Origin of the sequence: Micromonospora parastrephiae, from assembly GCF_016802865.1 — a bacterium.
GTDB classification, from domain to species: domain Bacteria; phylum Actinomycetota; class Actinomycetes; order Mycobacteriales; family Micromonosporaceae; genus Micromonospora; species Micromonospora parastrephiae.
On the sequence record NZ_JAEVHM010000022.1, the window covers coordinates 15,868 to 40,791 of the forward strand.

Sequence of the window (24,924 nt, forward strand, 5' to 3'; positions counted from 1 at the left end):
TGGGCCCTGCGGAAATGCCGCACAGCCCTGATCCCCGACACACTGACCCGCACCGCCGACGAAGACCGACCGCGTCTGTTGACCATCCCGGGACGGTGGGCCGACGACGGGAGGTCGCCGGCCCACCATGCCTGCTGTTACCGAACCCGCAGCTGCTGATGCACGCCCGCCGCGGGAGCGTAGGTCGGGTCACCGGAGTAGGCGACGTGGACCGGGTACACCCCTACTGACAGTCCCGTAGTCGGTAGCTCGATGACGGCCGCGCCGCCGGTCAGCGGCACCACCTGCGTGGCGCCGCCGAAGGTGACAGCTACCTCACCGGTCGCCTTCGGAGCCATCTTCTGCTGGGACCGCGCCCTCACGTCGACGTTCAGCCTGAACGTCCCACCGCGGACGATCGACGCAGGTGCGGCCTTCGCCTTCACCACGACTCCCGCCGTGCCCGGTGGCAGGAGGGTGACCTGGGCTGAGCTTGCCTTGGTGCGGTCCACCACCGACGTGGCCACGACGGTGAGCGACGACGCGGTCTCGGCAGCGGCCACCGAGAGCACACCATCCGCGGAGATCGTTGTGCCTGCCGAGGTCGCCCCCTTGACCGACCACGTCACCGCCGGGCTCACACCGTCGTTGGTCGTCACCTGAGCGCTGAACTGCCTGACCCAGTTCCAGCCCTTGGTCAGCTCCTCGGTCGCGGGCGTCACCGATACGGAGTCGACCCCCGACCACAGGTGGTCCCTGGCGAAGATCGTGAACAGCTGACCCGCCGTCATCCCGTCGTGCGCACCGGGGACCTGGGCCGTCTCGGCGGCGAACCCCCGGGCCCTGAAGTTGTCCGCGATGGCGTTCTGGGCGTTGAGATTGCCCTCGAAGACACCATTGCCGAGGAAGACGAAGAGGTCGTCGTCCCCGACCGCGTCCGCGATGGTGTCGTAGTCCTGGGCGGTCAGGGACGGGTTACCGGAGAAGTGTCCGTAGAACGCGAACGTGGTCGGGTAGTTCCTGATGACGACGCCGCCCGTCATGCCACCGTAGGAGAACCCGGCGTAGGCGCGCCCGGCGCGCTCGGTCGAGACGTTGTAGCTGCGCTCGATGAGGGGAAGGATCGTCTGGACCAGGTTGTTGGCCGCGTTGGTCTGGTTGTAGGAGGCGAAGCCGAGGCTGGTCCCCGTGAAGTGATTCCCCATGGTGACGACCACCGTGGGTTCGATCTCGCCCCTGGCCGTCATGTTGTCCAAAATGTTCGGGACATTCGCGGGAACCATGAAATCGGTCTCATCACCGAAGATGCCGTGGGCGAGGTAGGCGACCTTGTACGGCTCCGCGCGGTTGGCATCGTAGTTGGCCGGCAGGTAGACGCCGAGGTAGTGGCCGCTGTCGCCCAGGATCGTGGTGTACGGGACGTACTGGACGGTTCCTCGCTGCGCGCGGTCCGCCATCGGCAGCTCGTATTCCGCACGCTCCTTGAGCACCGGGTCGTTCTGTTTCTCGGCGTACGGCACGTACACGGCATCGAGAACGTCGTTGTTCCTGACCCGGAACGAGGACTCGCCCGGCGGTCGAGGGTTCGTCGACGCGGGATCCCAGATCCGCTTGTTCTCCCACCCCCGAGTCGGGTCCCAGACCCGGTACCAGTAGCTGAGGCCTCCGGCGTGCAGCGGGACCGAGACCGACCAGTTTCCCTTCGAATCCTTGGTCATGTCCCGGAGGAACTCGGTGCCTCCGGCGTGGTAGCGCCCCGGCTGCCACGCTTCCGGCTGATAGCGCGTGTTGCCGGTGCTGACGTCGAGCAGAGTCAGGTCCCCGGCAAGGCGGACCTGGGTGGCCTGGGGATTGTGGTAGACGAACGTGACGGTGTATCCGGTCGGTGAATCGCGATCCGGCGTGACGGTCGCGCCTTCCACGATCGCGGGCTTGGCCGCGGCGGCAGCTGGCGCGGGGACGATGGCGCCGGCACCGAGTGACACGAACGCGAGCAACGAGACCGCACGCCTGAGCCTGCGTCTTCCGATTGCTGTGCTCATTGAGCGCCCTCCTGTGTGGTCTCTCGCCGTGGATCCCGTGGCCTTGCCCGGAGAGAGGCCGCCAGATGATTTCCGCGGGACGAGACGCGGTGTGGTGGTCGGGCACGAGGAGACTCCTCCTGGCCTCCGCGGGCCACCTGGCCCGATTGATGTGACCCGCTTCGGCCTCAACAGGGCCCGTTCTGCTAAATCGAATTAGCAACGGCTAGTCTTGCTGGGTCCGGCTTGCGGTGTCAAGAGCGTCCACGGCAGGGGTTGCTCCTGGTGGCCAGCGGCCAGCACCGGCCTCACGCGCGTCCACCATGGACACGCGGGCAACGCGACGATCCGCCTCACGTCAACGTCGAGCGGGACTTCTCCCCCGATGGTCGGCACGCCCCCGCTGCCGGCGGCTCACGTTGCAGGCCCTCAGGTAGGACGTCGGGCTGACCGAGCGAGATAACTCCGCAGCTCGGCGACCTCCTCGTCCGTGAGGACGGGCGCGAAATCGAAATGCTCGCTGGGGTGAAGGGCTGTGCCGGAGCCGGCAACCGTGACGAACCAGGCGCCCTCGTGACCGAACCAGTGCGCCTCTCCGGCCGCACCGAGGTCGGCGGAGTCCTCCGGATCGGTGGACTCGCCCGTCGAGACGATCCGCACCCACTGCCCGTCGCGACCGTATGGCGGCTGAGGAATCACCACGTCCACGTACTCCCCGGCGACTCGCTCCGTCGGCACACCGAACAGGCGAGCAGCACCTTCGCGTGCCACCCGGTGCACCTCCCGCGTGCTGCGGGTGACGGCCACCAGCACCTCCCCTTCAGGTCCTTCGACCAGCACGGCGTAGGAGCGGTCCGGCTCGTGACGTACCCGTGCACGGATCCGAAGCGGGATGTCAGCCATCCACCGATGATCCCGCACCCGGCTCGTGCGGCGCCCGGGGCTGCTACACGCTCGTCCTCAGCATCGCCCGCACGTCGTCGGGCCAGGCGTCGAGGTCCACCCCGTGCTGACAGAAGAGCGCGTAGGCGAAACGCTCCAGGCCGAAGCCGACACACGCGCTGTGCGCCGCACCGCCGTCCGCGAGGGTGATGCCGAACGCGGAACCGAACTTCTCACCATGGATGTTGAAGGACCCGGCGGCCACGCTGCGACCGTGCTCCACCGGCAGGCACAGCTCGTACTTGAGCTCCATCGCCCGCTGCACCCGGACGTACTCCGCGATCTGGCCGTTGAAGAAGAAGGGATCGTTGGCGACCTCGATCTGACCCGCGAGCCCCAGCTCGGTCACCATGTCGCCCACCGCGGACATCAAGCGGCGGCGTTGCTCCGCGACCGCGGTCCGCTCGCCGATGAAGACGACCTCGCGCATGGTGAATTCCCAGAGCCGCTCCAGTGAGCGTCGGTAGCGGGACTCGAAGCGGAAGGTCTGGCCACGAGTCGTCACCACGATGGGGCCCTCGGCCAGGCCACGTCCCTGCAGGTGCTGGTAAACGTGGTAGCACATCGCGGGCGGCAGGCAGTAGCCGAGGTGTTCGCTGTGTTCTTCGATGTGCTGCCCGATGTCGTCGACCGACGCGACCCCGGAGGCAAAGGAGTCATAGGTGTCGACGTCCGACCGGAAGCGGCTGGCCGTCATCAGAAACTGAGGGAAGGAGCTCATGTAACCCGCACGCCGCAACGTATCGGTCGAGATGAGGTTGGGATAGTGGAAGGCGCTGGCGGCGAACTCCCCGACAGCCAGGTCGTGCAGCCTTCGATCCAGCCCGGACAGGACCTCGTGGAACAAGGCCCCGGTGGCGTAGATCCCCTCGCCCATCTCTGCCACCATCCCGGCGGCCGCCAGCTGCGCGAAGGTCCCGTCGGCGTTGCGGGGACGATGCGGAGAACTCCACACCACCTCGGCCTCCACCTCACGCTGAGGCAGCACGTCCTTGGCGATGATCAGATCCAGCTTCCGACTGAGTTCACCGACATCACCGGCAACCGAGGTGGTCACCTCGACAGCAACGACCCGGCCACCTTCCGAAACCAGGTGAAACTGCTCGATCTCCGGAGAGACGTAGTAGACCCGCTTGGCCAGCTCGGAGCTGAGGTAGTCGGGGATCGGCGTGACGAGCACCACCAATTGGGTCGGCATTCGGCTCCTCAGGTTGCACGGGAGGGTTGTCTCGGCGGCGTCAGGGAGCAGGGCCAACCGAACTTCGCGCACCGGCGACAGGCGCACAGGAAGCGTCGGCTCCATACCGACGACCTGTCCGCGCGACACAGCCGGGCGCAGGTGGACGCGAACACCCGGCGGTGCCGTGCAGGATCGCGGTCACGGTCCTGCCGTCGGCGTTCCCGCCCCGCCACGATCCGGTCGCCTCGGGTTGAGCAGTCCGCGCATCGGCAGACCGCCGCTCGACGCGTCCATCGCGACGATGCGGCCTCGTCGCGCCGGATCCGCCCGCTGGTCGTACCATCGTTCCCCTGTCGCTGTCTGGCCCCGCGGGACAAGCCCATCGGGGCGGCACGCGGGTGCGCGGCCCATCGGGCACCGTCCGTGGGGCAGAGACTATGCGCGCCGGCCAACATCAACAGGAACCTAGTGCGGCAGAACGGCGGCACATTCCCAGGCCGGGCGTCACCGAACAGCACGCGTGCGGGCGGACACGGCGGCGAATGCCGGACGAGGCGCCCGGGCCGAACGACACTGATCAAGCCGACACCCGCCCGGCCACCCAGATTGACCGGAACGCATTGACATCGATGCGGGGAGTGACTAGTTTCGGGTCAGAACATTCGGCGTCAGCGTTATTGTGACATCGAGACCGGGGGCGAAACATGCTAGCCGCGCACCCCAATGCGTACCATGCATTGGGGTATTTGTTCGTGCCGCGTGAATCCAGGCACATATTCCTCCTTAACCCGGTACGCGCCAAGAAGGGCGGCATTCCGCCTTCTTGATAGATCTTCGGCAACCATCAGGGGGAGGTCGTGGGCCATCAGACAAGATCGACGTCGACAACGGCGTGCGACAGCCGTCGACGCGTCGACCGCCCGGCCTCCAGCCCCAGAAGGCGCCCAGCCGCCCACCTCGGCAGCCGACCGCCCACAACCGCCGCCAAGACCTCCCGCACCCGCGATGCAACTCCACCACCTGCGCAAACGGATCGTCTCACCCCAAATCCAGCGGACGGTGCCGGGCCAAACGATCTCCGATCGTCGCGTCGTCGGCATCCAACGGGCCAGCGCCCCCGCCGCCACCACCATCGACAGACGCCTTCCCGCGGTCCACCGGCCTCGACACCGAAAACCCATCAAGGCGGATGGAAGAACCCGGCATCGGCGATCGGCGATGCTTCGCGGGCGCGTTTCGGTGAAGGCAGCGGTAGATCAGTAGCGGAAATTACGCGCTCGGCCCGCAGCCCGCGCGGGTCCCGTTTGGCAACAATCTCGGGGGGTGTTGGAAATCTTCGCTAACCAGGCGACGGACGCGCAGTTTGGGATCCTCTTGAGAAACGCGAGAAGACGCGTAGGAATGACACAGCGACAGCTCGCGGAAATATCCACCATCAGTGTGCGAGCCATCCGCGACCTCGAACTAGAACGCACCAGGACCCCCCGGATCCAGACCATCAGACTGCTCGCCGATGCCCTACGGCTGAGCAAGGCCCGCCGGGCCGAACTGGAGGCGGCGGCCGGGCCCCTCGCCGGCGAACCGCTCATCGACAAGGTGATCGCACCACCAGCCCCGCTCGGGCCGATCATCGGTCGCGAGCGCGAGGTGACCACGCTGACCGACATGCTGGAGTCCAACGGACACCGACTGGTCAACGTTGTCGGCATGCCGGGAATCGGCAAGACCCGCGTGATCCACGAGGTCGCCGATGCCCTACACCAGAGCGGTCGGATGCCCGCCATCTGCGTCGAGGCGGGCGGCTCCCCACCGAACGGCGAAGCTCCAGTCGGCCCCCGACACACCCTCATCGGCCGGATCGCCGACCGGCTCGGGTGCGAACCCGTCCTCGACGACGTGGTTGCCGTCCTGGCCAAGAGCGACATCCTGGTCACCGTCGACGGCCGGGACCTCGACCAGGACGACGAACAGGCGCTGCGTCTGCTGCTTCACCGCGCTCCCGGGCTGCGGGTGCTGTACGAGACCTGCGAGATCCCGCCGACCCTCGGCGACCCGATCTTTTCCGTCTTCCCGCTCGCCATCCCGGACTCCTGCGACGGTGGCGACGCCGATTTCGCACGCTACCCCGCCGTGGAGTTTCTTCGCTCCTGCGCCGTGCAGCTCTTCCCGGCAACCGGTACGAACTCCGATGTCACCGCGGCGATCGCGTGCATCAGTTGGCATCTCGACGGCATCCCCCGCGCATTGGAGGCCGCTGCCTCCTGGCTGCTGCTCTACGAGCCCGCGCAGCTACTCGACACCGCGGCCGGCCCACCGGTGACACTCGCCACCGCCCTGGTCAACACCGACAACTCGCTGATCGACTGGCTCGACCGGACGATGGCCGCGCTACCGGTGAAGGACGCCGAGGCGTTGCGGCGCCTGGTCGAAGCCGACCCGTGGACGGTGGAGCAAGCCGTCGACCTGCTCGGTGGCCCCGCCGCCGGCGCACTCCGTGCCATCCGCAAACTGCGCACCCTCGGCCTGGTGCGTCGAATTGACGCGACGGATGGCGCACCGCCCCGCTTCCGTGTGCTCAACCTGGTGCGCCACGCCCTACGAACCGGGGCGGTCCTCAGCCAACGACAGCCGCCGCGTGGCGTCCCCGAGCCGCTGTGCCTCCCTGGGCTGTGACAAACCGGCCCGGAAGGGTCGTCGTCCGGGCGGCCAGGGCCGGTTCTGTCCCCGCCTCGGCGCGGACAGAACCGGACACCAGAGGAACGGTCAGCTTTTCGTTCCGGCGCTGGACGAACTCACCACCGCCACGAACGCCGACACGCCAACGAAAGCCGGGACCCACGCGCGGTGCTGCGCAGCGGCCGCCGATGACCCGCGGCGTCGCCAGGAGTGTGGGCGAGCTTCATGGTTCACCGCACCACGGCTCCGGGTTCGAGCAGTGCCCGAGTGATGAGAGCACCGATCTCGGCGGCGGCCTCGGGATCGGTCATCTCCTGGTGCCCGCACTCCAGAGCATGGGTCAGCACGTTTCCGTCGACGTGGTCCGCCCACCGGTGAGCAGGAGGCGACTCGCCGTCGCCGCCCAACGCGCGGAAGAGGAGTACGTCTCCGACGTACCGATGCGGAACGAAGCGGTTGGCGAGTCGAATGTGGTGCGCGGTGGCCGCGAGCGCGGTCAGGATCATGCGGTCGTCGAGCGAACCGAGGATGTGATCCTGGGTGCGCAGGAGTCGCACCGCGTCGTCGGTGTCGCGGAGCTGATGCCCACGTCGCAGCACGGACGGGTCGTGCAACATGGACATGACGACCGTCCGGAGATCGGGGGGTTCCGCGTCGGCCGACGCCGGATAGGAGTCGAGAAGCGCCAGTACCGCCACCTGCTCGCCGTCCTGCTGTAGACGGGCGGCGATCGTGTGCGCGACCAGCCCCCCGAAGGACCAGCCCACCAGGTGGTAGGGGCCGTCAGGTTGCACCTTGCGAATCTCGGCGAGGTAGGTGTCGGCCATCGCGTCGACGGTGGCTGGTCGTGGCGGCTCCCCGCTGGCCTGCAGGCCGTACACCGGCCGGTCGGGCGGCAGGTGCGGCAGGAAACGTGCGTAGCACCAGCTGAGGCCCATCGCGGGATGGACGAAGAACAGCGGCGGCCGGTCCCCGGTGGCCCGCAGGGGCAGCAGGATCGGGTTCGCCTCTCGTTCGGCCATCCGGGTCCGCTTGATCAGCTCGTCGACGGTGGGGGCGCGGAACAGGTCCCGCAGGGTCACCTCCACGCCGAGGGAGGACCGGATGTTCTCGACGAGTTGAGCGGCCAGCAGTGAGTGGCCGCCGAGGTCGAAGAAGTTCTCGTCCGAGCCCACGGCGGGAACGTCGAGGGTCGCGGCGAAGAGCTCCCCGACCGCCTTCGTGTACCGGGTCGCCGCCTCGGTACTGCCGGACAGGGGGTGCGGATCCGCGGCGGGTCCGGCCGCCGCCGAGGGCGGAATCTCCGCGATCACGGGCGCTGGCGGCCCCGCGGCGCCGGCCTCGTCGCCGATCGGCTGAGCCGGGTCGGCCGCGAACGTGGCCACCAGCGAGACGAACTCCTTTACCATCGCCTGGGCGGTGTCGTGGTCGAACAGGACGGTGTCGTACTCCAATCCCCCGGTGACGCCGCCGGGTTGCCCGGTGGCCGTACGGTGCTGGGTCAGGTTGAGGGTGAGGTCGAACGTCGGGGCCGAGGTGTTCAGCACGGTCACCTCCGTCCGCAGGCCGGCGAACTGGGTGTCGACGGCCGACTGCCTGGTGGCGACGCTGAACATGACCTGGAAGAGCGGATTCGGGGCCGTGGTACGTGGCGGGTTCAGCGCACGGACCACCAGCTCGAAGGGCACGTCCTGGTGGACGGTGGCGTTGAGATCGGCCTCGCGGACGCGTTCGAGCAGTTCCCGGAACGACGGCTGACCACTGGCGTCGACACGTAGGACGAGAGTGTTCACGAACATGCCGACGAGGTGCCGCAGAGCGTCGTCGTCGCGACCGGCGACGGCGATGCCGATGGGGATGTCGGTGCCCGCTCCCCGGCGATGCAGCAGGCTGGCGAAGGCCGCGTGCAGCACCATGAACAGTGTCGCCTGGTGGTTCCTCGCCACGGTGACCAGCCGGGAGTGCAGCTCGGCGTCGATGTGGACGTCCACGACGGCGCCGTGATGGCCGGCGTCGTCTGGGCGCGTCTTCCCGGCGGTCATCGGAAGCTGACGGGGTGTGTCCCGCAGGGTCCTGACCCAGTAGTCGAGGTGGTCGTCACGCTCCCGGCCGGCCGGCGCGTACAGGGACTGCTGCCAGATCGTGTAGTCGGCGTACTGGACGGGAAGTGGCTCCCAGTCGGGAGCCTCGCCCGCGGCTCGGGCCGCGAAGGCGGTGGCCAGGTCGGCGAAGAGCGGATCGACCGACCAGCCGTCCGCCGCGATGTGGTGCACGACCAGTACGAGCACATGCTGCCGGTCACCGGTGCGCAGCAGCAGAGCACGCAGCGGCAGCTCGGCCGCCAGGTCGAAGGGCCTGTTCGCCGTCAACCGGAGTTCCTCGTCGAGTCGCTCCGGAGCGCAGTCCCGCACCTCCCAGAAGGCCGGCGCCTGCGTGTGGTGCGCCAGCAGGATCTGGTGGGGTTGGCCGTTGGTGGAGCCGTAGATCGTCCGAAGGATCTCGTGCCGCTCGAGGACGTCCCGCAGTGCCGCGTGCAGCACCTCCGGGTCCAGGTCACCGGAGAGTCGCACCGCGAAGGGGATGTTGAAGGCGCTGTTGGGGCCGGTGAAGCGTTGCAGGAACCAGAGCCTTTGCTGCGCGAACGACAGTGGAACGGGTTCCGGACGTCCCATCGGGACGAGCGCCGGGCGGTCGACGGCCTCCCGGGCCACGCGGGCCAGATCGGCGGGAGTCGGGCGCTCGAACACGTCCCGCACGTGCAACTCGACGCCCAGGACCGAGCGCACCCGGTTGACGAGCCGGGTGGCCAGCAACGAGTGGCCGCCGAGTTCGAAGAAGCCGTCGTCGGCGTCGACCGAGGGCAGGCCGAGTACCTCGGCGAACAGCTCGCAGAGGATCTGCTCCCGGGTCGAGACCGGGGATCGGCCGCCCGTCCGGCCGGCGACGCCCGGCGCGGGCAGGGACCGGTGGTCGAGTTTTCCGTTCGCGGTGAGCGGCAGGTCGTCGACGACGACGACGGTCGGCACCATGTAGTGGGGCAACTGGCGTTGCAGGTCGTGGCGCACGTCGCTCGGCGACACCCCGCCTTCGCCGCCCACGACGTAGGCGACCAGACGCGCGTCGCCCGGTGTGTCCCTGCGGACGATGGTGGCACTGCGCGCGACGGCCGGATGCCGGGCCAGCGCGGCCTGGATCTCGCCGAGTTCGATGCGGAAGCCACGGATCTTGACCTGCTGATCGGCGCGACCCACGTAGTCCAGCTGCCCCTGCGGGGTCCAGCGGACGAGATCGCCGCTGCGGTACATCCGTTCGCCTGTGCTGGCGAAGGGACAGGCCACGAAGCGCTCCGCCGTGAGGGCCGGCCGGTTCAGGTAGCCGCGCGCCAACTGTGGTCCCGCCACGTAGAGCTCGCCGACCACGCCGACCGGCACCGGGCGCAGACGGTTGTCCAGGACGAACACCCGCAGGCCGGTCAGTGGCCGGCCGACCAGGCTCCGGCCGGCCGAGGCAGCCACCGTACGTGCGTCCAGCGCCAGGTAGGTGGTGTGGATCGTGGTCTCGGTGATGCCGTACATGTTGACCAGGGTCACCCGATCCTCCGGGTGCCGGTCGTACCAGGGACCGAGCTGCGCGAAATCGAGGGCCTCACCACCGAAGATCACGGTACGCAGCGCGAGTGTGCGATTGGTGTCGGCATCCTCCTGGATCAGCGGGTAGAAGGCCGACGGGGTCTGGCACATCACGGTGACCCGCTCCCTGGCCAGCAACGCCAGGAAGTCCTTCGGCTGGCGGGACACCTCGTAGGCGACGGTGACGAGGGTGCCGCCGTGCGCGAAGGCTCCCCACATCTCCCAGACCGAGACGTCGAAGGCGTACGAGTGGAACCAGGACCACACGTCGCCGGCGCCGAAGGCGAACCGCTCGCGGGTGGCCTGAAGAAGGGCGACCACGTTGCTGTGCGTCACGCTGACGCCCTTGGGTCGCCCGGTGGAGCCGGACGTGTAGATCACGTACGCGGGGTGCTGGGCGAGCAGGGGCGTGACCAGCTCGCTGTCGGTGAGGTCCGCGGGATCCTGGGCAGCGAGGTGCGCTTCGGTGGTGGCGTCACCGAGCAGGATCGGCGCGGCGTCACACCCGGCCGGCAGGACGGCCGCGGCGGCCTCGGCCGTGACCACCAGTCGGGGCCTCGCCTCCTCGAACAGGACCGCGATGCGTTCGGCCGGGTAGGTGGGGTCCACCGGTAGGTAGGCCGCGCCGGTCTTCAGGACGGCCAGCAGTGCGGCGGCCAGGTCGGCGGAGCGGTTGAGCAGCACCGCGACCCGGTCCTCGGGGCCGGCGCCCCGGGCGCGCAGCAGCCGGGCCAGGCGGTTGGCGCGGGCGTTCAGCTCGCGGTAGGAGACCCGCGTTTCGCCGTCCACCACGGCGACCGCGTCGGGCCGGCCGCCGGCCTGGGCCGCGAACAGCTCCACCAGGGTGGTGCTGGGGTCCGCTGCGAGGGTGCCGCCCCACTCGGTCAGCACCTGCGTACGCTCGCGCTCGTCGAGCAGGTCGATGTCCAGGATCGGTACGTCGGGGTCGGCCGCCACCGCCTCCAGCACCCGCACCAGACGGTCGGCGGCGGCGCGGACGGTCGCTTCGTCGTAGAGGTCGGTGCTGCCCTCGACCGAGACTGTGAGCCGGTCCGGGAGCCCGTGCTCGGTCCGTTGGCGCGTGAAGCCGATCGAGAGGTCGAACTTGGCGGTGCCGATGTGCATCGGCTCGAAGCGAGCGCTGAGACCGGCCATCTCCAGCACCCGGGAGCCGGCGTCCTCCAGGGTCAGCAGCGTCTGGAAGAGGGGGTTGCGCCCGGTGGCGCGCGTGGGGTTGAGATCCTCGACGACCCAGTCGAGCGGGACGTCCTGGTAGGACCAGGCGGCGATGTCGGTTTCACGGACCCGGTCGAGTAGCGCGCGGAAGGTGGGATTTCCCTCGGTGCTGGTGCGCAGCACGACAGTGTTGACGAAGAAGCCGACCAGGTCCTCCAACGCCTCGTCGGCGCGGCCCTCGACCGGCACGCCGATCGGCACGTCCTCGCCGGCCCCGGTACGCGACAGCAGGACAGCGGTCGCCGCGTGGACCACCATGAACAGGGTGGTGCCGGTTTCCCGCGCGAGCTCCACGAGCCGGGAGTGGACCTGCGGGGAGCAGTCGGCGGTGTGGGCCACCCCCTGCTGCGAGGCGACCGCCGGCCGTGGGCGGTCCGGCCGGATCAGCGCCTCCTCCGGCAGGCCGGCCAGCGCCTCCCGCCAGTAGGCCAGTTGCCGGGCGGCCTCACTCTCCGGCTCGGTCGGGGCGCCGAGGTACTCACGCTGCCAGGCGGCGTAGTCGCTGTACCGCACCGGCAGCGGCTCCCAGCTCGGGAGCCGGGCCCTGGTCCGGGCCTGGTAGGCCGTGGCGAGATCCCGGAAGAACGGCCGTTGCGAGGCGCCGTCGGTGGCGATGTGATGCATCAGCAGGAGGAGCACGTGCGTGTGCTCGCCGAGGGCGAGCAGGTGAGCCCGGAACGGCCGGTCCACGGCGAGGTCGAACGGCACCCGGGCGAGCCGGAGCAGCGTTTCCGCTAGCTCCGCCTCGGCGACCTCGGTCACCGGGAGTTCCATCCCGTTCTCCTCCGGGTCGAGGACCCGCTGAAGGAGAGTGTCGTCGACGACCTCGAAGACCGTGCGCAGGGTTTCGTGGCGGACGGCGACGTCGTCGAGGGCGAGCCGGAGGGCGCCGCGGTCCAGTTCCCCTTCCAGCCGGACCACTGTCGGCACGTTGTAGGTCGGGGACGTGCCTTCCTGCTGGCTCAGAAACCACAGGCCTTGCTGCCTGACCGAGGGTGCAAACACGTGAGCTCCGATTCCTCGCGCCGGGGCGCCTGGGCGTGTCCGCCCGTGCTGGCGGGCGCTGTCGAGACGTCAGGTTGACCACGCTAGAGCCGTCTGACGACGGGCTGCGGCACCTTGGGAGGCAGAAAGCCGGTGCCTGCGGAGAGGGGACGGCCTGCGTTCGCCGAGTCGGGGGAAACCCCGTTTCGACCCTGTGAGCGCGACGACGGCCGATCAGATCAGCACCGGCCCCGGGCCGATGCGGTGCGCCGCGCTCCGCCTGCTGTCGAAGTGCACGTACACCCGGTGCAGCCAGCGGTCACGGCCGTCGTAGCGCGGGGTGAAGTCGGTACGGCCGTGCACCACCAGGCGGTTGTCGAGGAAGGCCATCTCGCCGGATGCCAGGGGTAGCACGGAGGAGACCTTGGTGAGCGCGGCTCCCAACCGGTCCAGGGCCGCGCGGGCCTCGTCGTCCAACCCCGTGGTGGCGTTGAGGTCGACCCGAATGTCCGGATCCTTCACGTTGCCGGAGAGCACCGGGTGGGGCGTGGTGGCGTTGCCCGCACCGAAGGAGGGCGGTGCGGCGGTCACGAAGCGGGGACTGGTGAGCACCGCGAGTTCGGTCTCGTCGAGCAGTGGCAGCGCCTGCCGGATCGAGGCGACCAGGGTGCCGCCCTTCCCGTCCCGGTCGGCGCGCAGGCAGAGCAGACCGACCAGGTCGGGGCGGTAGGGGTGGAAGGCGTTCTCGTTGTGCAGTTCCAGCGGAACGGAGCCGGCGTTGCTCTGCGACCCGGCCAGCGAACGGACCGGAACCACGTCCTGGACCAGGGCGCCGTGCTTCTCGTCGCGGTAGGCGACCACCTCGCCGAGTTGCTGTCCCAGCAGCATCGCCACCGCGGAGGGAATCGCTGGCGTGCGCTGCACCGAGTCCTTCACCGTCGGAGTGTCGGGCAGGGTGTGCTCGTCCACGGGCAGTCCGGTGATCGAGAGGAGACCGGACTCCCCCGCGTCCTGCCGCAGCCCTCGCAGCGCCTCGATCAGCCGCACCGGCAACCGGCAGCTGAGCCGGCGGGCCTCGGCCAGCCAGTCGGGGTCGTCGAGCAGGCCGCACGGGTTCTGGACCAGTTCCTGGGCAAGCCGGCGGACGGTGGTTCGCTCCTCGGTGGTCATCTCCAGGCTGACCCCGTCGATGGACACGGTGCCGGTTGCAACTGAGTTCACGTCAGTGCCTCTCGTCGGTGACGCGGGTGCGTCAGGGTTCAAGTCGCCCGCGCAACTCGCGGACGTCGACCTTGCCGTTGGTGGTCAGCGGGAAGCGGTCGACGGTCACGAAGCGGGCGGGGATCATGTAGTCGGGCAGACGGCCGTCGAGGTACTCGCGCAGGCCCACCGCCTCCGGCTCGGCCCCGGCCTCGGGCAGCACGAAGGCGGCCAGGCTCTGCGCGTGACCGTCCGGGCCGACCGCGATCACCACGACCTCGGCGACACCGGGATGGCGTCGCAGTTGTTCCTGGATCTCGCCGGGCTCGACCCGAAAGCCACGGATCTTGATCTGGTGGTCGACCCGGCCGAGGAACTCCAGCGAGCCGTCCGGCAACCAGCGGGCCCGGTCGCCGGTCTTGTACAGGCGCGCACCGGGCGGGCCGAACGGGTCGGGCAGGAAGCGCTCCCTGGTCATCTCCGGTTGGTTCAGGTAGCCGCGGGCGACACCCGCGCCGCCGACGTACACCTCGCCGGGGACACCCACAGCGACCGGCTCCAGCCGATCGGTAAGCACGTACATGGTGGTGTTCGGGATCGGCTCGCCGAGCGGCACCAGCACGCTGCCCGGCGCCTCGGTGACGACGTACCCGGCGTTTCCGATGGTGATCTCGGTGGGGCCGTACTCGGTCGCCACGGCGGTGCCCCCGGGGCCGGCCGCCTCGATCCAACGGCCGGCCAGGTCGGCGGTGAAGGCGTCGCCGGCCGCGATCGCGATACCGGCCAGGTCCCGGGTCTCCTGCGGGGTGAGGTCCAGGCTGAGCAGGTCCAGCTGGCCCGGGGTCATCTTCAGAAAGCTGTACGGCCCGCCGGCGACCAGTTGCTCGCCGAGGTCGGCGATCGGCATCGGGTCGGCAGCAGGTGAACGGGCTGCCCGGCGAGCAGCGGGCTGAAGAGGTTGGGAATGCCCAGGTCGAACGAGATCGAGGAGAACACGGCGGAGCCGCCGCTGCCTCGACCCGCGTAGGCGGAAGCCGTCCACAACAGATAGTTGGCCAGGTTGCGGTGCTCGACCATCACCCCCTTGGGCGCGCCGTGGAGCCGGAGGTGTAGATGACGTAGGCGAGCCGCTGCGGCCCGCCCCGCGGCTGCGGCAGCGTGGCCGGCTCGGCCGCGATCGCGGCTCGGTCCTGGTCGACGAGCACCCGCTGGAGGCCCGCCACCGGTTCGAGCAGCGGCAGCTGAGCCGATTCCGTGATCACCAGCCGGCACCCGGCGTCCTCGACCATCAGCCGGAGCCGCTCGGGCGGCAGGTCCGGGTCGAGCGGCAGGTAGCCGGCCCCGCAACGCCACACACCGAGGAAGGCCGGCAGCAGATCCGGGCCGCGGCGTAGGCAGACACCGACCAGGGAGTCCGGCTCGGCGCCGCGTTGCGCCAGGTGGTGGGCGATCCGGTTGGCGCGCTCGTCCAGCTCGCGAAAGGTCAGAGTGCCCACCTCGCAGCGGACGGCCACCGCGTCCGGGGTGCGTACGGCCTGGGCGTGGATCAGCGCGTCGACCGTGTCCGTGCCGTAGTCGACCGTGCCGCCGGACGCCAAGGTGTGCAGCACCAGCTGCCGCTCCTCGGGCGGCAGTAGGGCCGCCAGCGCGTCGCCGTCGGGATTGGCGGCCATCGCCTCCAGCACCAGCCAATACATCGCGGTCAGGGCCGCGAACCGGTCCGGGGCGACGGCTCCCGCACGAGCCCTCAGCCGCAGCCGCCCGGCCTCGGGGACGACCCGCAGCCCGTACGCCTCGCCGTGCTCCCCGGCCGGTCCGAAGAGGACCTGGTCGGCGCGCGGCTCGGTCCACCCGGCGGAGGAGGCACGACCGTCGGCGGAACGCGCGTCCTTGACGACCTGCTGGAGCAGCAGCCGCCAGGTCTCGGCGTCACGGTGGACCTCGACGTGGACGGGGCGTCCCTGCCCGGCCAGGACGGCAGCGGTGCTCAGCCCCCGGTCCTCGGTCACCATGCCGAGCACCTTGACGTGCGCGGCGAGCAACACCTCGTCCATCTCCGCCGCCGAGGTGGCAGCCAGTACGGCCAGGCGCACGGCGAGGTCCGCGTACTCGACGACGGCCTCCACCGGCTCGCCAGCGCCGTCCCTGGGCTGCCAGGCGTGGGGCAAGGTCAGTGTGACGGACAATGCGGTCTCTCCTCGTGGTCGCACGCGCAGGACGTACTCGTTACTGGAGGTCGCCGGTCGCGAGCGCCGGGAGTTCCTCGCCCTGCCGGACGCCGGACAGCACGTGGGACGCGATCGCGTCGGCGTCCCGTACGAAGTCGCCCCACGGCCCGGGCCGACCGAAGCCGACCTGGGTGAACCAGCGGGTGTTCTCGGTGGGCACGCCGAGGACGTACAGGCCGGTGTCGGGCAGCCCCGAGCGGGTGACCGGGTGGAACGGCGCCCGGGTGACGGCCACCCCGCCGGTACCGAAGGCCACCTCGGCGTCCTGGTTGACGAACTCGGTCCACAGCCCGCGTGCCCGCAGCTTCCGGGTCAGCTCGGCCGGGTCACGGGCAAGGTCGGGCACGGGAACGCGCGCGTCGATCACGTGGTCGACCGGCGTCGCCGACCCCACCACCCGGGGTGAGGAGATGACGAACCGGCCGAGGTCCGCAGCGGCGGCGATCCGCACCTGCGGCCCGACCACCCGCAGCAGACCGGATGCCATCAACGCCAGCGCCTGCCGCAGCCTGACCGGCGGCGGCCCGGCGACCAGGAGCGAACTGACCGGCACGAACGCGCCGAGGAACGCGTCACGGTGCGAGGCCGGATGCAGCCCGCCGAAGTCCACGCACTCGCGCATCACCCACCGGGTGTCCCGGACGACGTCGAGCGCGGCCATCAGGGGCGAGTCGATGTTGCCGCGCTCGGCCTCCCGCACGCTGTCGAGCAGCAGCGTGGTGAGCGCCCGGTCGAACTCCTCGGGGGCGCCGAAGGTGCGCCCGGCGAACGGACGGGCCAGCGCTTCCAGGTCGATCGGTGCCAGGTCGGCGACGCCGTGGCGGGCGGCGGCCGCGCGGACGTCCGGCGGCTCGGTGTCGTCGGCGTGGGTCACCTCCTCGACGAACGCCTCGGCGCCGCCCGGCCCGCGCGAACGGCGCAGCGCGGTCGCGTAGTAGACGAGGTCGACCTCGGCCGTCAGCCAGGGCAGCACATCGGTCGTGAAGTCGAGCAGCGGACCCTTCGCCCGGCGGCGGACCCGCTGCGGGGTGAACAGAACCGGTTTGAAGGAGTACCCGGGAGGCCGATGGTTGTCGCCCTTGGCCAGCAGCGGCAGCCCACTGCGCGAGCCGACCAGCAGGACGGGTTCGGCCCCGCTGGCCCGGTACGCCAGTTCGCCGTCCCTGCCCTCGGTGAACGTGCCGCCCCGTCCGACGGTGAGGGCGACCATGACGTCGTAGAAGGTCAAGCCGAGACCCAACGCGCCCACGGACGCGCCGGCCGGAATGCCGTCGAGGGACATCTCGGCCGGGGAGTCGCCCCGGATCCAGCTCAGGCCGGGGCGGCCCGCGGCGAAGTCGACGAACTCCCGCTCGGCCCGTTCCAGCGGCGGCGGGCCGGCGTGCCCGGTGGTCAGGACCACCCGGTCGGCGTCCAGTCGGTCCCCACCGGCCAGGGTCAGCCGGTAGCCACCGCCACGTGGTTCGAGGTCGGTCACCGTGGCACGCGAACGGATGAGCCGGACGTGCGCCGGCAGGTTCGCCTCGATCGCGTCCAACGCGAAGCGCAGGTAACGGCCGTACGTCCCCCGTGGCGCGTACCCGTCGGCCCCCGGGTAGCCGGGATCGCGGGCGGACCACCACTGGGCGAAGGTGGGGCCCGCTCCGGCCCGGGCCGGCCGGCTGTCCGCCGCCCCCGAGAACGCGGAGATGAGGCCGATCGGGGTGTTCATCAACAGCCACTCCGGCTGGTCGGTGCGGTAGATCCGGCCGCAGCCCACCTCCACTGCATCGATCAGGTGCAGTTCCACCGGTGGGCCACCGGGCTGCTCAGCGAGCCGGGCCGCCAGGCGCTCGATCACGGCCAGCCCGCGAGGCCCGCCGCCGACGACGGCTGTCCGCCAGGGTCGTGTCACGGAACTTCCTCCGTCCCAGTGCAGAGAGATACCGCGTGCTGTCTGGTCAGGCATGGCAGGTGAGCGGCTTGCCGCCGTTGTAGGCGATCATGTCCCGGTAGGCGGCGGCGAAGTCGATCCTGGCGCCGGGCGGTACGCCGTCCAGCTCCGCGTACGCACGGTGCAGGTTGCCGACGATCCGCTCGGCGTCCAGATAGTCGTGGTATTCACCGAGGTCGCACTCGAGGGCGGCCTCCAGCGGGCTCAGTCCGGCGGCCTTGGCCTCGCGGGCGAGATCCTGTACACGGCGCAGGTAGCGAAGTGTCTCGTCGATCACCTCGGGCCCGCAGACCGGGCCGTGGCCGGGAACGACGGTCTGCGCCTCCAGCGGTCGCACCACCTTCTCCAACACCTCGACGGCGCCGCTGATCGAGCCCATCAGCACGAACGGCGTGCCGCCCTTGAACAGCAGGTCACCGGCGAACAGCACGGAGCGGTCCACCAGATGCACGATCGAGTCGTTGGTGGTGTGCGCCGGGCCGCCCACATGTCGTACCTCGCACCGCAGGTCGTCGGCCCAGAGCGTGACCGTGTCCGCGTAGGTGAGGAAGGGCGGGGCCAACTCGAACTCGCCGAACTCGATCTCGTCCCACACGCCCCGGTTGTGCGGCCGGCCGAAGGCGATCACCTCTGCCCTGGTCTGCTCGTGCCCGACGATCGTGGCACCGGGCATGAGGTGGTTGCCGAAGGTGTGGTCGGCGTGGTGATGGGTGTTCACCAAGGTACGGACAGGCTCACGGGTCACCGCCGCGATCGCGGCCAGGTAGGCGCGCGTCCGGCGCTCCGTGGCGCAGGTGTCGATGCTGATGACGCCCCGTCGACAGGTCAGAAAGGCGGGATTGTTCAAGAACCAGCTGCCGTCGGGCTGGACGTGGACGAAGACGCCCTCGCTGATCTCGACCGTCTCCGGCGTGCCGCCGCGGCTCACTTCCGACCCCCGACCAGGACCGGAACGCTGCCCTTCACGGACGGGAAGTCAGCCAGCGCGGTGCCCAGGCCCCGCTCCTGGGCGCTGCGGTAGGCGTACGCGGCCACCGCCACGTCCTGCAAGGGTGAGCCCACGGACTTGAACAGCGTGCGGCGCGGGCGGGAGGCGTCGGCGGGGCGGCCGCACAGTTCGGCGAGCGTCGTCACCCGGCTGGCGTCCAGGGTGCCGGCCCTGATGGCGGTGATGGCGTCCCCGGACTCCTCCAGCGCCTGCATCCGGTCCACCACGACGAGGTCGGGCACGCGCCACACCTCGGAGTCGAGCTCGCGTTCCTCGGGCAGGGTCGAACCGGTCGAGCTGAGGTGGACGGTCTCGGGGATCCAGTCCGCGTAGAAGGCCGGCCCGGTGCCCCCGGTGTTGGTCGCCACCAGGATCAGATCAGCGTTCTCGGCCGCGGTTCTGCCGTCCGCGACCGGTTCGATGTCCACCCCGAGACGCTCCGACAGGTCCCTGGCGAATTGTTCGCGCCGCTCCCTGCGCGGGCTGTGCACGACGACCCGATCGAGGTCCAGCAGCTGACTGATGACGATCGCCTGCATGCGGGCCTCCGCGCCGGAGCCGATGATGCCGACCTTCCTGGCGGTGGGCGCCAGTTTGGCGGCGGCCAGGCAGGCGGTGGAGGCGGTCCGCAGGACGGTGAGATGGTTGCCGTCCACGGCGGCCAGGAACTCACCGGTCGTGATGTCGAAGAGGTTCACCTGGAACCGGACGGCGCTTCCGACCAGATGGAACGCCTTGTAGCCGACCACGCCGACGCTCGGCAGCGCCGCCGCCATGAGTCGTAGCCAGCCGCGTTCGAAGCGGAGGTTGACCCGCTCCGTGATCGCCGTGTTGCCGGCGTGGTCGTCTCGATACGCCTGGTCCAGGGCGTTCAGCGCACCCCGGGCGTCGGTCGCCCGTCGGACGTCCGCATCGGTGAGAATGATTGCCATGTCGTCTCCCTGAAGATCGTGCGCACGTCAGGCGCGGCGCGCCGCCGGCGGGTCCCGCAGCAGTGCCGCAACCAGTTCGGATGCCTCGTCCAGCACAAAATGGCTGGTCGGATACATGTGCAGCGCGAACGGTCCGGTGGTCTCCCAGCGCCAGGCCGCCATGGACTCGTAACTGACGAAACCGTCGTGCAGGCCGCCGACGACGACGATCGGGACGTCGAGCGGCGGCTCGGGACGTACGCCGCCGCCTCGACCACCTGGTAGTCGGCCCGCAGCACCGGCTCGAACATCTCCATCAGGTCGGGGTCGCCGAGAACCTCCGGCGGCACGCCCCCGAACCCCGCCACCCGGGCGAAGAGATCGCGCCGGGGCAGCAGATGAAGCGGCTGCTCGACGAGGCGTACGGCCGGCGCCTCGATCGAGGAGACGACCAGCAGCTCCGGCGCCGGCCGACCCCGCGCGCGCAGCCACCGGGCGAGCTCGAACGCCACCAGGCTGCCGGAGCAGTGCCCGAACAGCACGAACCGTCCCTGCGTCACCGGCGCCAGGACGTTCTCCAGCGTCCCCAGCAGTGTCGACATCTTCTCGATCGGCGGTTCGTCCAGCCGGTTCTCCCGAGCGGGATACCGGACGGCGCAGAGTTCGGCACCGGCCGGAAGCCGCTCCGCCCACTCGTTGTAGACCGACGCCCCGGCCCCGACGTGCGGAAAGCAGATCACCCGCACGTCCGGGTCCGGCACCGGGCGCGGCCGCACGACCCACTTCCGGTTGACCAGCGCTCCCCTCATGCGGGCCTACGCGCGAACAGGGTGAACACGTCGGTGTCGCGGTACTCCCCGGGCTGCTCCACCGTGGTCCGCATACCGTGGCCGGTCATCAGGTCGATGGCCGCGGCCAGCCGGCCCTCGCCCTCGACTTCGACGGCCGCCACGCCGATGTTCGGCCACAGCTCGTCGCCGATGCCGCCCAGCACCTCGATCTCGAAGCCCTCGACGTCGACTTTCAGAAAGTCGATGCGGTCGATGCCGAGGCTCTTCACCGTCTCGTCGAGCCGCACCACCTCGCACGGGACTTTCCGGATCTCCTCGAAGCGACCGGAGAGGATTTCCTCCGCCTCCTCGACGAACACCTCGCGACGCTCCGCGTCGTCGAGGCCGGCCGCCACGTTGCGAATGTAGGACTGGACGAGTTCCTTGTCCTCGGCCGGGTCCGCGTCGAATCCGGACATCATCGAGTAGTGGGGGTAGAAGGTCAGTTCCCGCTTCTCCGCGACCGATCCGACGGCCCGGTTGACGGCCGTGACGTTCGGCAGGTCCGCGACGTTCTCGGACAGCGCCTGGAACACGTCGGGAATGGGCTCGAAGGAGAAGATCCGTGCGGTCGGCCAGCGCTGCGCGGCGAACAGCGTGAACATTCCGATGTTGGCGCCGACGTCGATGATCACCGGGTGGTCCGGGAGAGACACTCCGTCGGGCGGCAGGTAGCCCAGGTCCTCGAAGATCTCCTTGTACAGGTACTCGGTCTCGTTGCGGTTGATGCCCCGCACGACCAGACCGTTCGGCAGCCGCTGCGTACGTGTCACGTGGTGAGCTCCAGCTTCATGACATCGGCCACCCTCGGGTCGGTGAGCAACGGCCCGAACCACTCGAGGCCGTAGTCGAACCAGTGCGCTCGACAGTCCGCGGCCACCTGGCCCCAGACCCGCGCGGCGGAGTCGGCGTCCCTCTCGTCCTGCAACAGGACGACATCCACGTCGCACCTCTTCGGCCGGTAACGGCTCACCGCCCAGGTGAGCCCCGCGGCCACCCGCTGCAACCGCGCCAGGTCGGCCACCTCGGTGCCGGAGCCGTACCAGCCCTCCTCGCGCAGCAGCGTGAGCACCCGCTGCGCGCTCTCCCCGCCGCCGAGCCCGAACCGCGCGGCCACCGAGGCCAGGCGGCGGCGCATCGCGAGGTCGAAGTCGACCGGCTCGCCCGGTAGTGCGGCCGGCTTGATCAGCACCAGCCGGGCCACCTCCTGGTCCCGCTCGCGCAACTGCCGCGCCAGGTCGAAGGCGAGCACCGCGCCGGTGCCGACACCGGCCAGGTGGTACGGGCCCGTCGGCTGGACCTCCCGAATCTCGTCGAGGAAGCGTCCGGCCAGCTCGGGAACGCCCGCGGCCCCGGCGTCGGCGCCCGGATCGTCCTCCAGGGACACGGTGTAGACCGGGCGCCCGATCTCCCAGCCGCGCGCGGCCTCGCGTTCGACGTCGGAGAACTGCTCGGAGAGCACGAGGAACAGCGGATCGTCGGCGCCCTCGGCGACGAGCGGGGCCACCGTCCGCCCGCCGCTTCCCGGCGTGACAGAGGATGTCGTCAGGACCGCCGGCACCGCACTGTCGGTCGCGGGACCCGGGGCCTCGATGCCGCCCACCGTGAGTCGCTCGGCCAGCCGGGCCGGCGTGGGGTTGCGGAACACCGCCGAGCTGCGTACGAAGATGCCGCGCCGTCGTGCCGCGATGACGACGTCGACCACCTTGAGCGAGTTCCCGCCCGAGTCGAAGAAGTCGTCGTGCGGCTGCACCCCGACGCCGAGGACGGCCGCCCAGATGTCACAGAGTTCCCGCTCGATCTCGCGGCACCCTCTGTCCGCTGTTGTTGCTCGTTCGCCCGACACGCTCTGTTCACTCCGATCACTCGATGACGGTGGAGATCGCCGCGGCCTCCGTCGCCGGGTCAATAGGCGACCGGCTCGCGGTCGGCGCGTGGCAGTCCGGCGGACGACCTGTCCTCGGCGCACGACCACAGGTCCTCATCGCCGAGCTGGTCGGCGCGATACTTGCCGAGTGCGCTGATCAGCAACCGCATCTCCAGCGCCAGGCAGTCGACCAGGTTCGCCAGGCCGGTCTCCGGTGCCTCGTCGACGGCCAGCAGCGCGGCCCGGCCGAGGCCCACGGCCCGGGCGCCGAGTGCCAGGCACTTGACCGCACGGACGCCCTCCCACATCTGGCTGCTGACCAGCAGGCAGTTCGGGTACGGCTCGATCCGTCGCAGGCACTCGCCCAGCGGCAGACCGACATGGTCGAGGAACGCCCGCGGTGCCCACCCGGTGCCGCCCGCCGCACCGTCGACGGTCACCGCGTCAGCCCCGGCCCGCCAGGCCGTCGCGGCGGCCAGGCCCACGTCACGCCCCGGCGGCAGCTTGACCCAGGTCCGGGCACGCGGAAAGTTGTTCCGCATCAGCCGGACCTGCTGCCGCAGGATCTCCTCGGTGAACGTGCCGGGCGTACCGCAGCGCAGCACTCCGTCAGCACCCGGAAGATCCACGACCGTGTACTGCCCGGCCAGCCGCTCGGCCTCGCCGCGCCCGATCATGGTCATCCCGCCCAGGCCCGGCTTGGCCCCCTGGCCGACCTTCAGTTCGAAGGCGAGCCGACCCGAGTCGATCAACGGCTGGACCGACGGGTCGCTGTACGCCAGGTTCCAGACCTCGGTGTCGGCGTCCTCGGTGCTCTGCTGCACCACGACCCCGCCCGTGCCTGCCGGTGCCGCGTCGGCGTAGGCGCGGATCCGGCGCAGCAGGCTGTCGCCCCGCCGGACCGTCGGCCGGTAGCCGTTGACCGGCACGATGTTCTCGCCGACCACCATCGGAATGCCCAGCCGGCCGGCCTGACGGCTCACCGCGGTACCGAGATCGGTGTCGGCGGCCGCCGCTGTCGAGCCGAAGGCCGACACGTACACGGGCAGCGTCGAGCGCAGCCCGCCGATGTCGGTGTCCAGCCCGACGTCGGCATGGGTCGGTTCGCGGGCCAACTCGAGCAGCTTCTCCAACCGGTAGGGAACGAACACCGGCGGCACGAGGCGCAGGTGCTCCAGGTCGTCCCCGGTGTCGGCAACCGTGGGGCCCGCGCCGAACAGGGTGTTGCCGTACTCCTCCTGCGCGGGGAACACCGCGCCCGTTCCGCTGCGTGCCCGCTCCCGGACCCGCGCCTCGGGAAATCCGGGTGCCCGCAGCGTCACGGTGACACCACGCCGGGCAGCTTGGGGTAGGCGGTGGCCTGCCAGATCGAGTCGAGGCCGGCGATGTAGCGGGTCAGCCGTTCGGCGCCGAGACCGAAGCCGGCGCTGCCGGGAATGCCGTGTCTGGCCATGTCCAGGTACCAGGCGTACTTGGCCGGGTTCTCCCCCGTCTCGCGCATCCGTGCCACCAACCGCGGGTACTCGAACTCGCGCTCGCCGCCGCTGGCCAGTTCCCCGAAGCCTTCCGGTGCGAGCAGGTCGAAGTTGCGCAGCCGGCCCGGGATGGTCGGATCCTCGCGGTCGTAGAAGCCGCGCGAGCCCTTGGGGTAGTCGGTCACGAAGAACGGCCGGCTCGCTTTCCGGGAGAGCTGCTTCTCCGCCTCCCAGTTGAGTTCGGCGTCCGGGCTCTGCGGCACGCCGAACCCGTGCAGGTCGGCTACGGCGGTGGCGTGGGCGACCCGGTCGAACGGGGCGGCCACCAGGTCGAAGAAGGCGTCGGGGCTGCGCCCGAGTGCCGCCAGCTCCGCACCGGCCCGGTCGACGACCCGGCGTACGGCGTGTCGGGTGATGCCCTCGGCGACGGCCATCGCGTCGTCCCGCGAGGCGCCGGCGATCTCCACGTCGATCTGGTGGAACTCGGTCAGGTGACGATGCGTGGAGAAGGTCTCCGGCGGCTCCAGGCGGATGTTCGGGGCGATGTAGAAGATCTTGTCGAAGGTCAGCAGCGCGGCCTGCTTGTAGAGGATGACGCTGGTCATCAGCTTGTAGCGGTGGCCGTAGTAGTCGATGTCGACCTGCTTCGCTCCACGGCTGCCGGGGTCGGTCACCGGACCGATGACCGGCGGCAGGAGCTCCGTGAAGTCGCGCTCGGCGAGATACTCGCGGGTCGCCACGAGGATCTGGTTCTGGATCGCCAGGGCCGCCCTCGTCTCGGGCCGTCGCAGGTGCTCGCGTGGACTGTGCGGCAGGTCGGTCATGCAGTCGCCCCTCATCTGGGT

The 24,924-nt window shown here is 70.2% G+C and carries 17 protein-coding genes; 1 reads left to right on the forward strand and 16 read right to left on the reverse strand.

Annotation, left to right across the window (positions count from 1 at the left end; all coding sequences use genetic code 11):
- Nucleotides 1-137: 137 nt before the first annotated feature.
- From JNW91_RS07515 to JNW91_RS07525, 3 genes are all read right to left on the reverse strand, one after another.
- Nucleotides 138-2,021, reverse strand: coding sequence for an alpha/beta hydrolase-fold protein (locus tag JNW91_RS07515; RefSeq protein ID WP_203174178.1), 1,884 nt, complete (start codon nucleotides 2,019-2,021; stop codon nucleotides 138-140).
- 408 nt (nucleotides 2,022-2,429) lie between these two features.
- On the reverse strand, nucleotides 2,430-2,903 hold the full coding sequence (locus JNW91_RS07520) for a hypothetical protein (protein ID WP_203174179.1): 474 nt from the start codon (nucleotides 2,901-2,903) through the stop codon (nucleotides 2,430-2,432).
- A 43-nt stretch (nucleotides 2,904-2,946) separates the two neighbouring features.
- Nucleotides 2,947-4,245 carry a class-II aminoacyl-tRNA synthetase family protein gene (locus JNW91_RS07525; RefSeq protein ID WP_203174180.1) on the reverse strand — a complete coding sequence of 433 codons (1,299 nt, stop codon included), beginning with the start codon at nucleotides 4,243-4,245 and terminating at the stop codon, nucleotides 2,947-2,949.
- A 1,200-nt stretch (nucleotides 4,246-5,445) separates the two neighbouring features.
- On the opposite strand from JNW91_RS07525, the gene JNW91_RS07530 reads away from it, so the two are divergent.
- Nucleotides 5,446-6,795 carry an AAA family ATPase gene (locus JNW91_RS07530; protein ID WP_309244275.1) on the forward strand — a complete coding sequence of 450 codons (1,350 nt, stop codon included), beginning with the start codon at nucleotides 5,446-5,448 and terminating at the stop codon, nucleotides 6,793-6,795.
- A 233-nt stretch (nucleotides 6,796-7,028) separates the two neighbouring features.
- Here JNW91_RS07530 and JNW91_RS07535 read toward each other — a convergent pair whose 3' ends face one another.
- The 13 genes from JNW91_RS07535 to JNW91_RS07595 all read right to left on the reverse strand — a co-directional run bounded on the left by JNW91_RS07535 (nucleotide 7,029) and on the right by JNW91_RS07595 (nucleotide 24,903).
- Entirely contained in the window at nucleotides 7,029-12,668 is a 5,640-nt protein-coding gene (locus tag JNW91_RS07535; protein ID WP_203174182.1) for a non-ribosomal peptide synthetase, read from the reverse strand.
- A 213-nt stretch (nucleotides 12,669-12,881) separates the two neighbouring features.
- Nucleotides 12,882-13,868 carry a TauD/TfdA family dioxygenase gene (locus JNW91_RS07540; protein ID WP_309244276.1) on the reverse strand — a complete coding sequence of 329 codons (987 nt, stop codon included), beginning with the start codon at nucleotides 13,866-13,868 and terminating at the stop codon, nucleotides 12,882-12,884.
- 31 nt (nucleotides 13,869-13,899) lie between these two features.
- Nucleotides 13,900-14,754 carry an AMP-binding protein gene (locus JNW91_RS07545; protein WP_203174183.1) on the reverse strand — a complete coding sequence of 285 codons (855 nt, stop codon included), beginning with the start codon at nucleotides 14,752-14,754 and terminating at the stop codon, nucleotides 13,900-13,902.
- Nucleotides 14,697-14,924: a hypothetical protein gene (locus JNW91_RS07550; protein ID WP_203174184.1), complete on the reverse strand. Its 228-nt coding sequence runs from the start codon at nucleotides 14,922-14,924 to the stop codon at nucleotides 14,697-14,699. The genes JNW91_RS07545 and JNW91_RS07550 overlap by 58 nt, the downstream gene beginning before the upstream one ends.
- Nucleotides 14,924-16,033, reverse strand: a complete 1,110-nt coding sequence (locus JNW91_RS07555; protein ID WP_203174185.1) for an AMP-binding protein — start codon at nucleotides 16,031-16,033, stop codon at nucleotides 14,924-14,926. The genes JNW91_RS07550 and JNW91_RS07555 overlap by 1 nt, the downstream gene beginning before the upstream one ends.
- A 40-nt stretch (nucleotides 16,034-16,073) precedes the next feature.
- Nucleotides 16,074-17,969, reverse strand: a complete 1,896-nt coding sequence (locus JNW91_RS07560) for an FAD/NAD(P)-binding protein (RefSeq protein ID WP_203174186.1) — start codon at nucleotides 17,967-17,969, stop codon at nucleotides 16,074-16,076.
- Nucleotides 17,970-18,015: 46 nt separating this feature from the next.
- Nucleotides 18,016-18,936, reverse strand: a complete 921-nt coding sequence (locus tag JNW91_RS07565) for an MBL fold metallo-hydrolase (RefSeq protein ID WP_203174187.1) — start codon at nucleotides 18,934-18,936, stop codon at nucleotides 18,016-18,018.
- On the reverse strand, nucleotides 18,933-19,928 hold the full coding sequence (locus JNW91_RS07570; RefSeq protein ID WP_203174188.1) for an ornithine cyclodeaminase family protein: 996 nt from the start codon (nucleotides 19,926-19,928) through the stop codon (nucleotides 18,933-18,935). Before JNW91_RS07570 ends, JNW91_RS07565 begins: the two co-directional genes overlap by 4 nt.
- Nucleotides 19,868-20,716 carry a thioesterase II family protein gene (locus tag JNW91_RS07575; protein ID WP_203174189.1) on the reverse strand — a complete coding sequence of 283 codons (849 nt, stop codon included), beginning with the start codon at nucleotides 20,714-20,716 and terminating at the stop codon, nucleotides 19,868-19,870. Before JNW91_RS07575 ends, JNW91_RS07570 begins: the two co-directional genes overlap by 61 nt.
- On the reverse strand, nucleotides 20,713-21,510 hold the full coding sequence (locus tag JNW91_RS07580) for an FkbM family methyltransferase (protein WP_203174190.1): 798 nt from the start codon (nucleotides 21,508-21,510) through the stop codon (nucleotides 20,713-20,715). Before JNW91_RS07580 ends, JNW91_RS07575 begins: the two co-directional genes overlap by 4 nt.
- On the reverse strand, nucleotides 21,507-22,583 hold the full coding sequence (locus JNW91_RS07585; RefSeq protein ID WP_203174191.1) for a thioesterase domain-containing protein: 1,077 nt from the start codon (nucleotides 22,581-22,583) through the stop codon (nucleotides 21,507-21,509). The genes JNW91_RS07580 and JNW91_RS07585 overlap by 4 nt, the downstream gene beginning before the upstream one ends.
- Before the next feature lie 59 nt (nucleotides 22,584-22,642).
- Nucleotides 22,643-23,926 (reverse strand): glutamate synthase-related protein, encoded by a 1,284-nt coding sequence (locus tag JNW91_RS07590; RefSeq protein WP_203174192.1) that lies wholly within the window; start codon nucleotides 23,924-23,926, stop codon nucleotides 22,643-22,645.
- Complete coding sequence (locus JNW91_RS07595) at nucleotides 23,923-24,903, reverse strand: asparagine synthetase A (protein WP_238424122.1); 981 nt, start codon at nucleotides 24,901-24,903, stop codon at nucleotides 23,923-23,925. The genes JNW91_RS07590 and JNW91_RS07595 overlap by 4 nt, the downstream gene beginning before the upstream one ends.
- Nucleotides 24,904-24,924 lie beyond the last annotated feature (21 nt).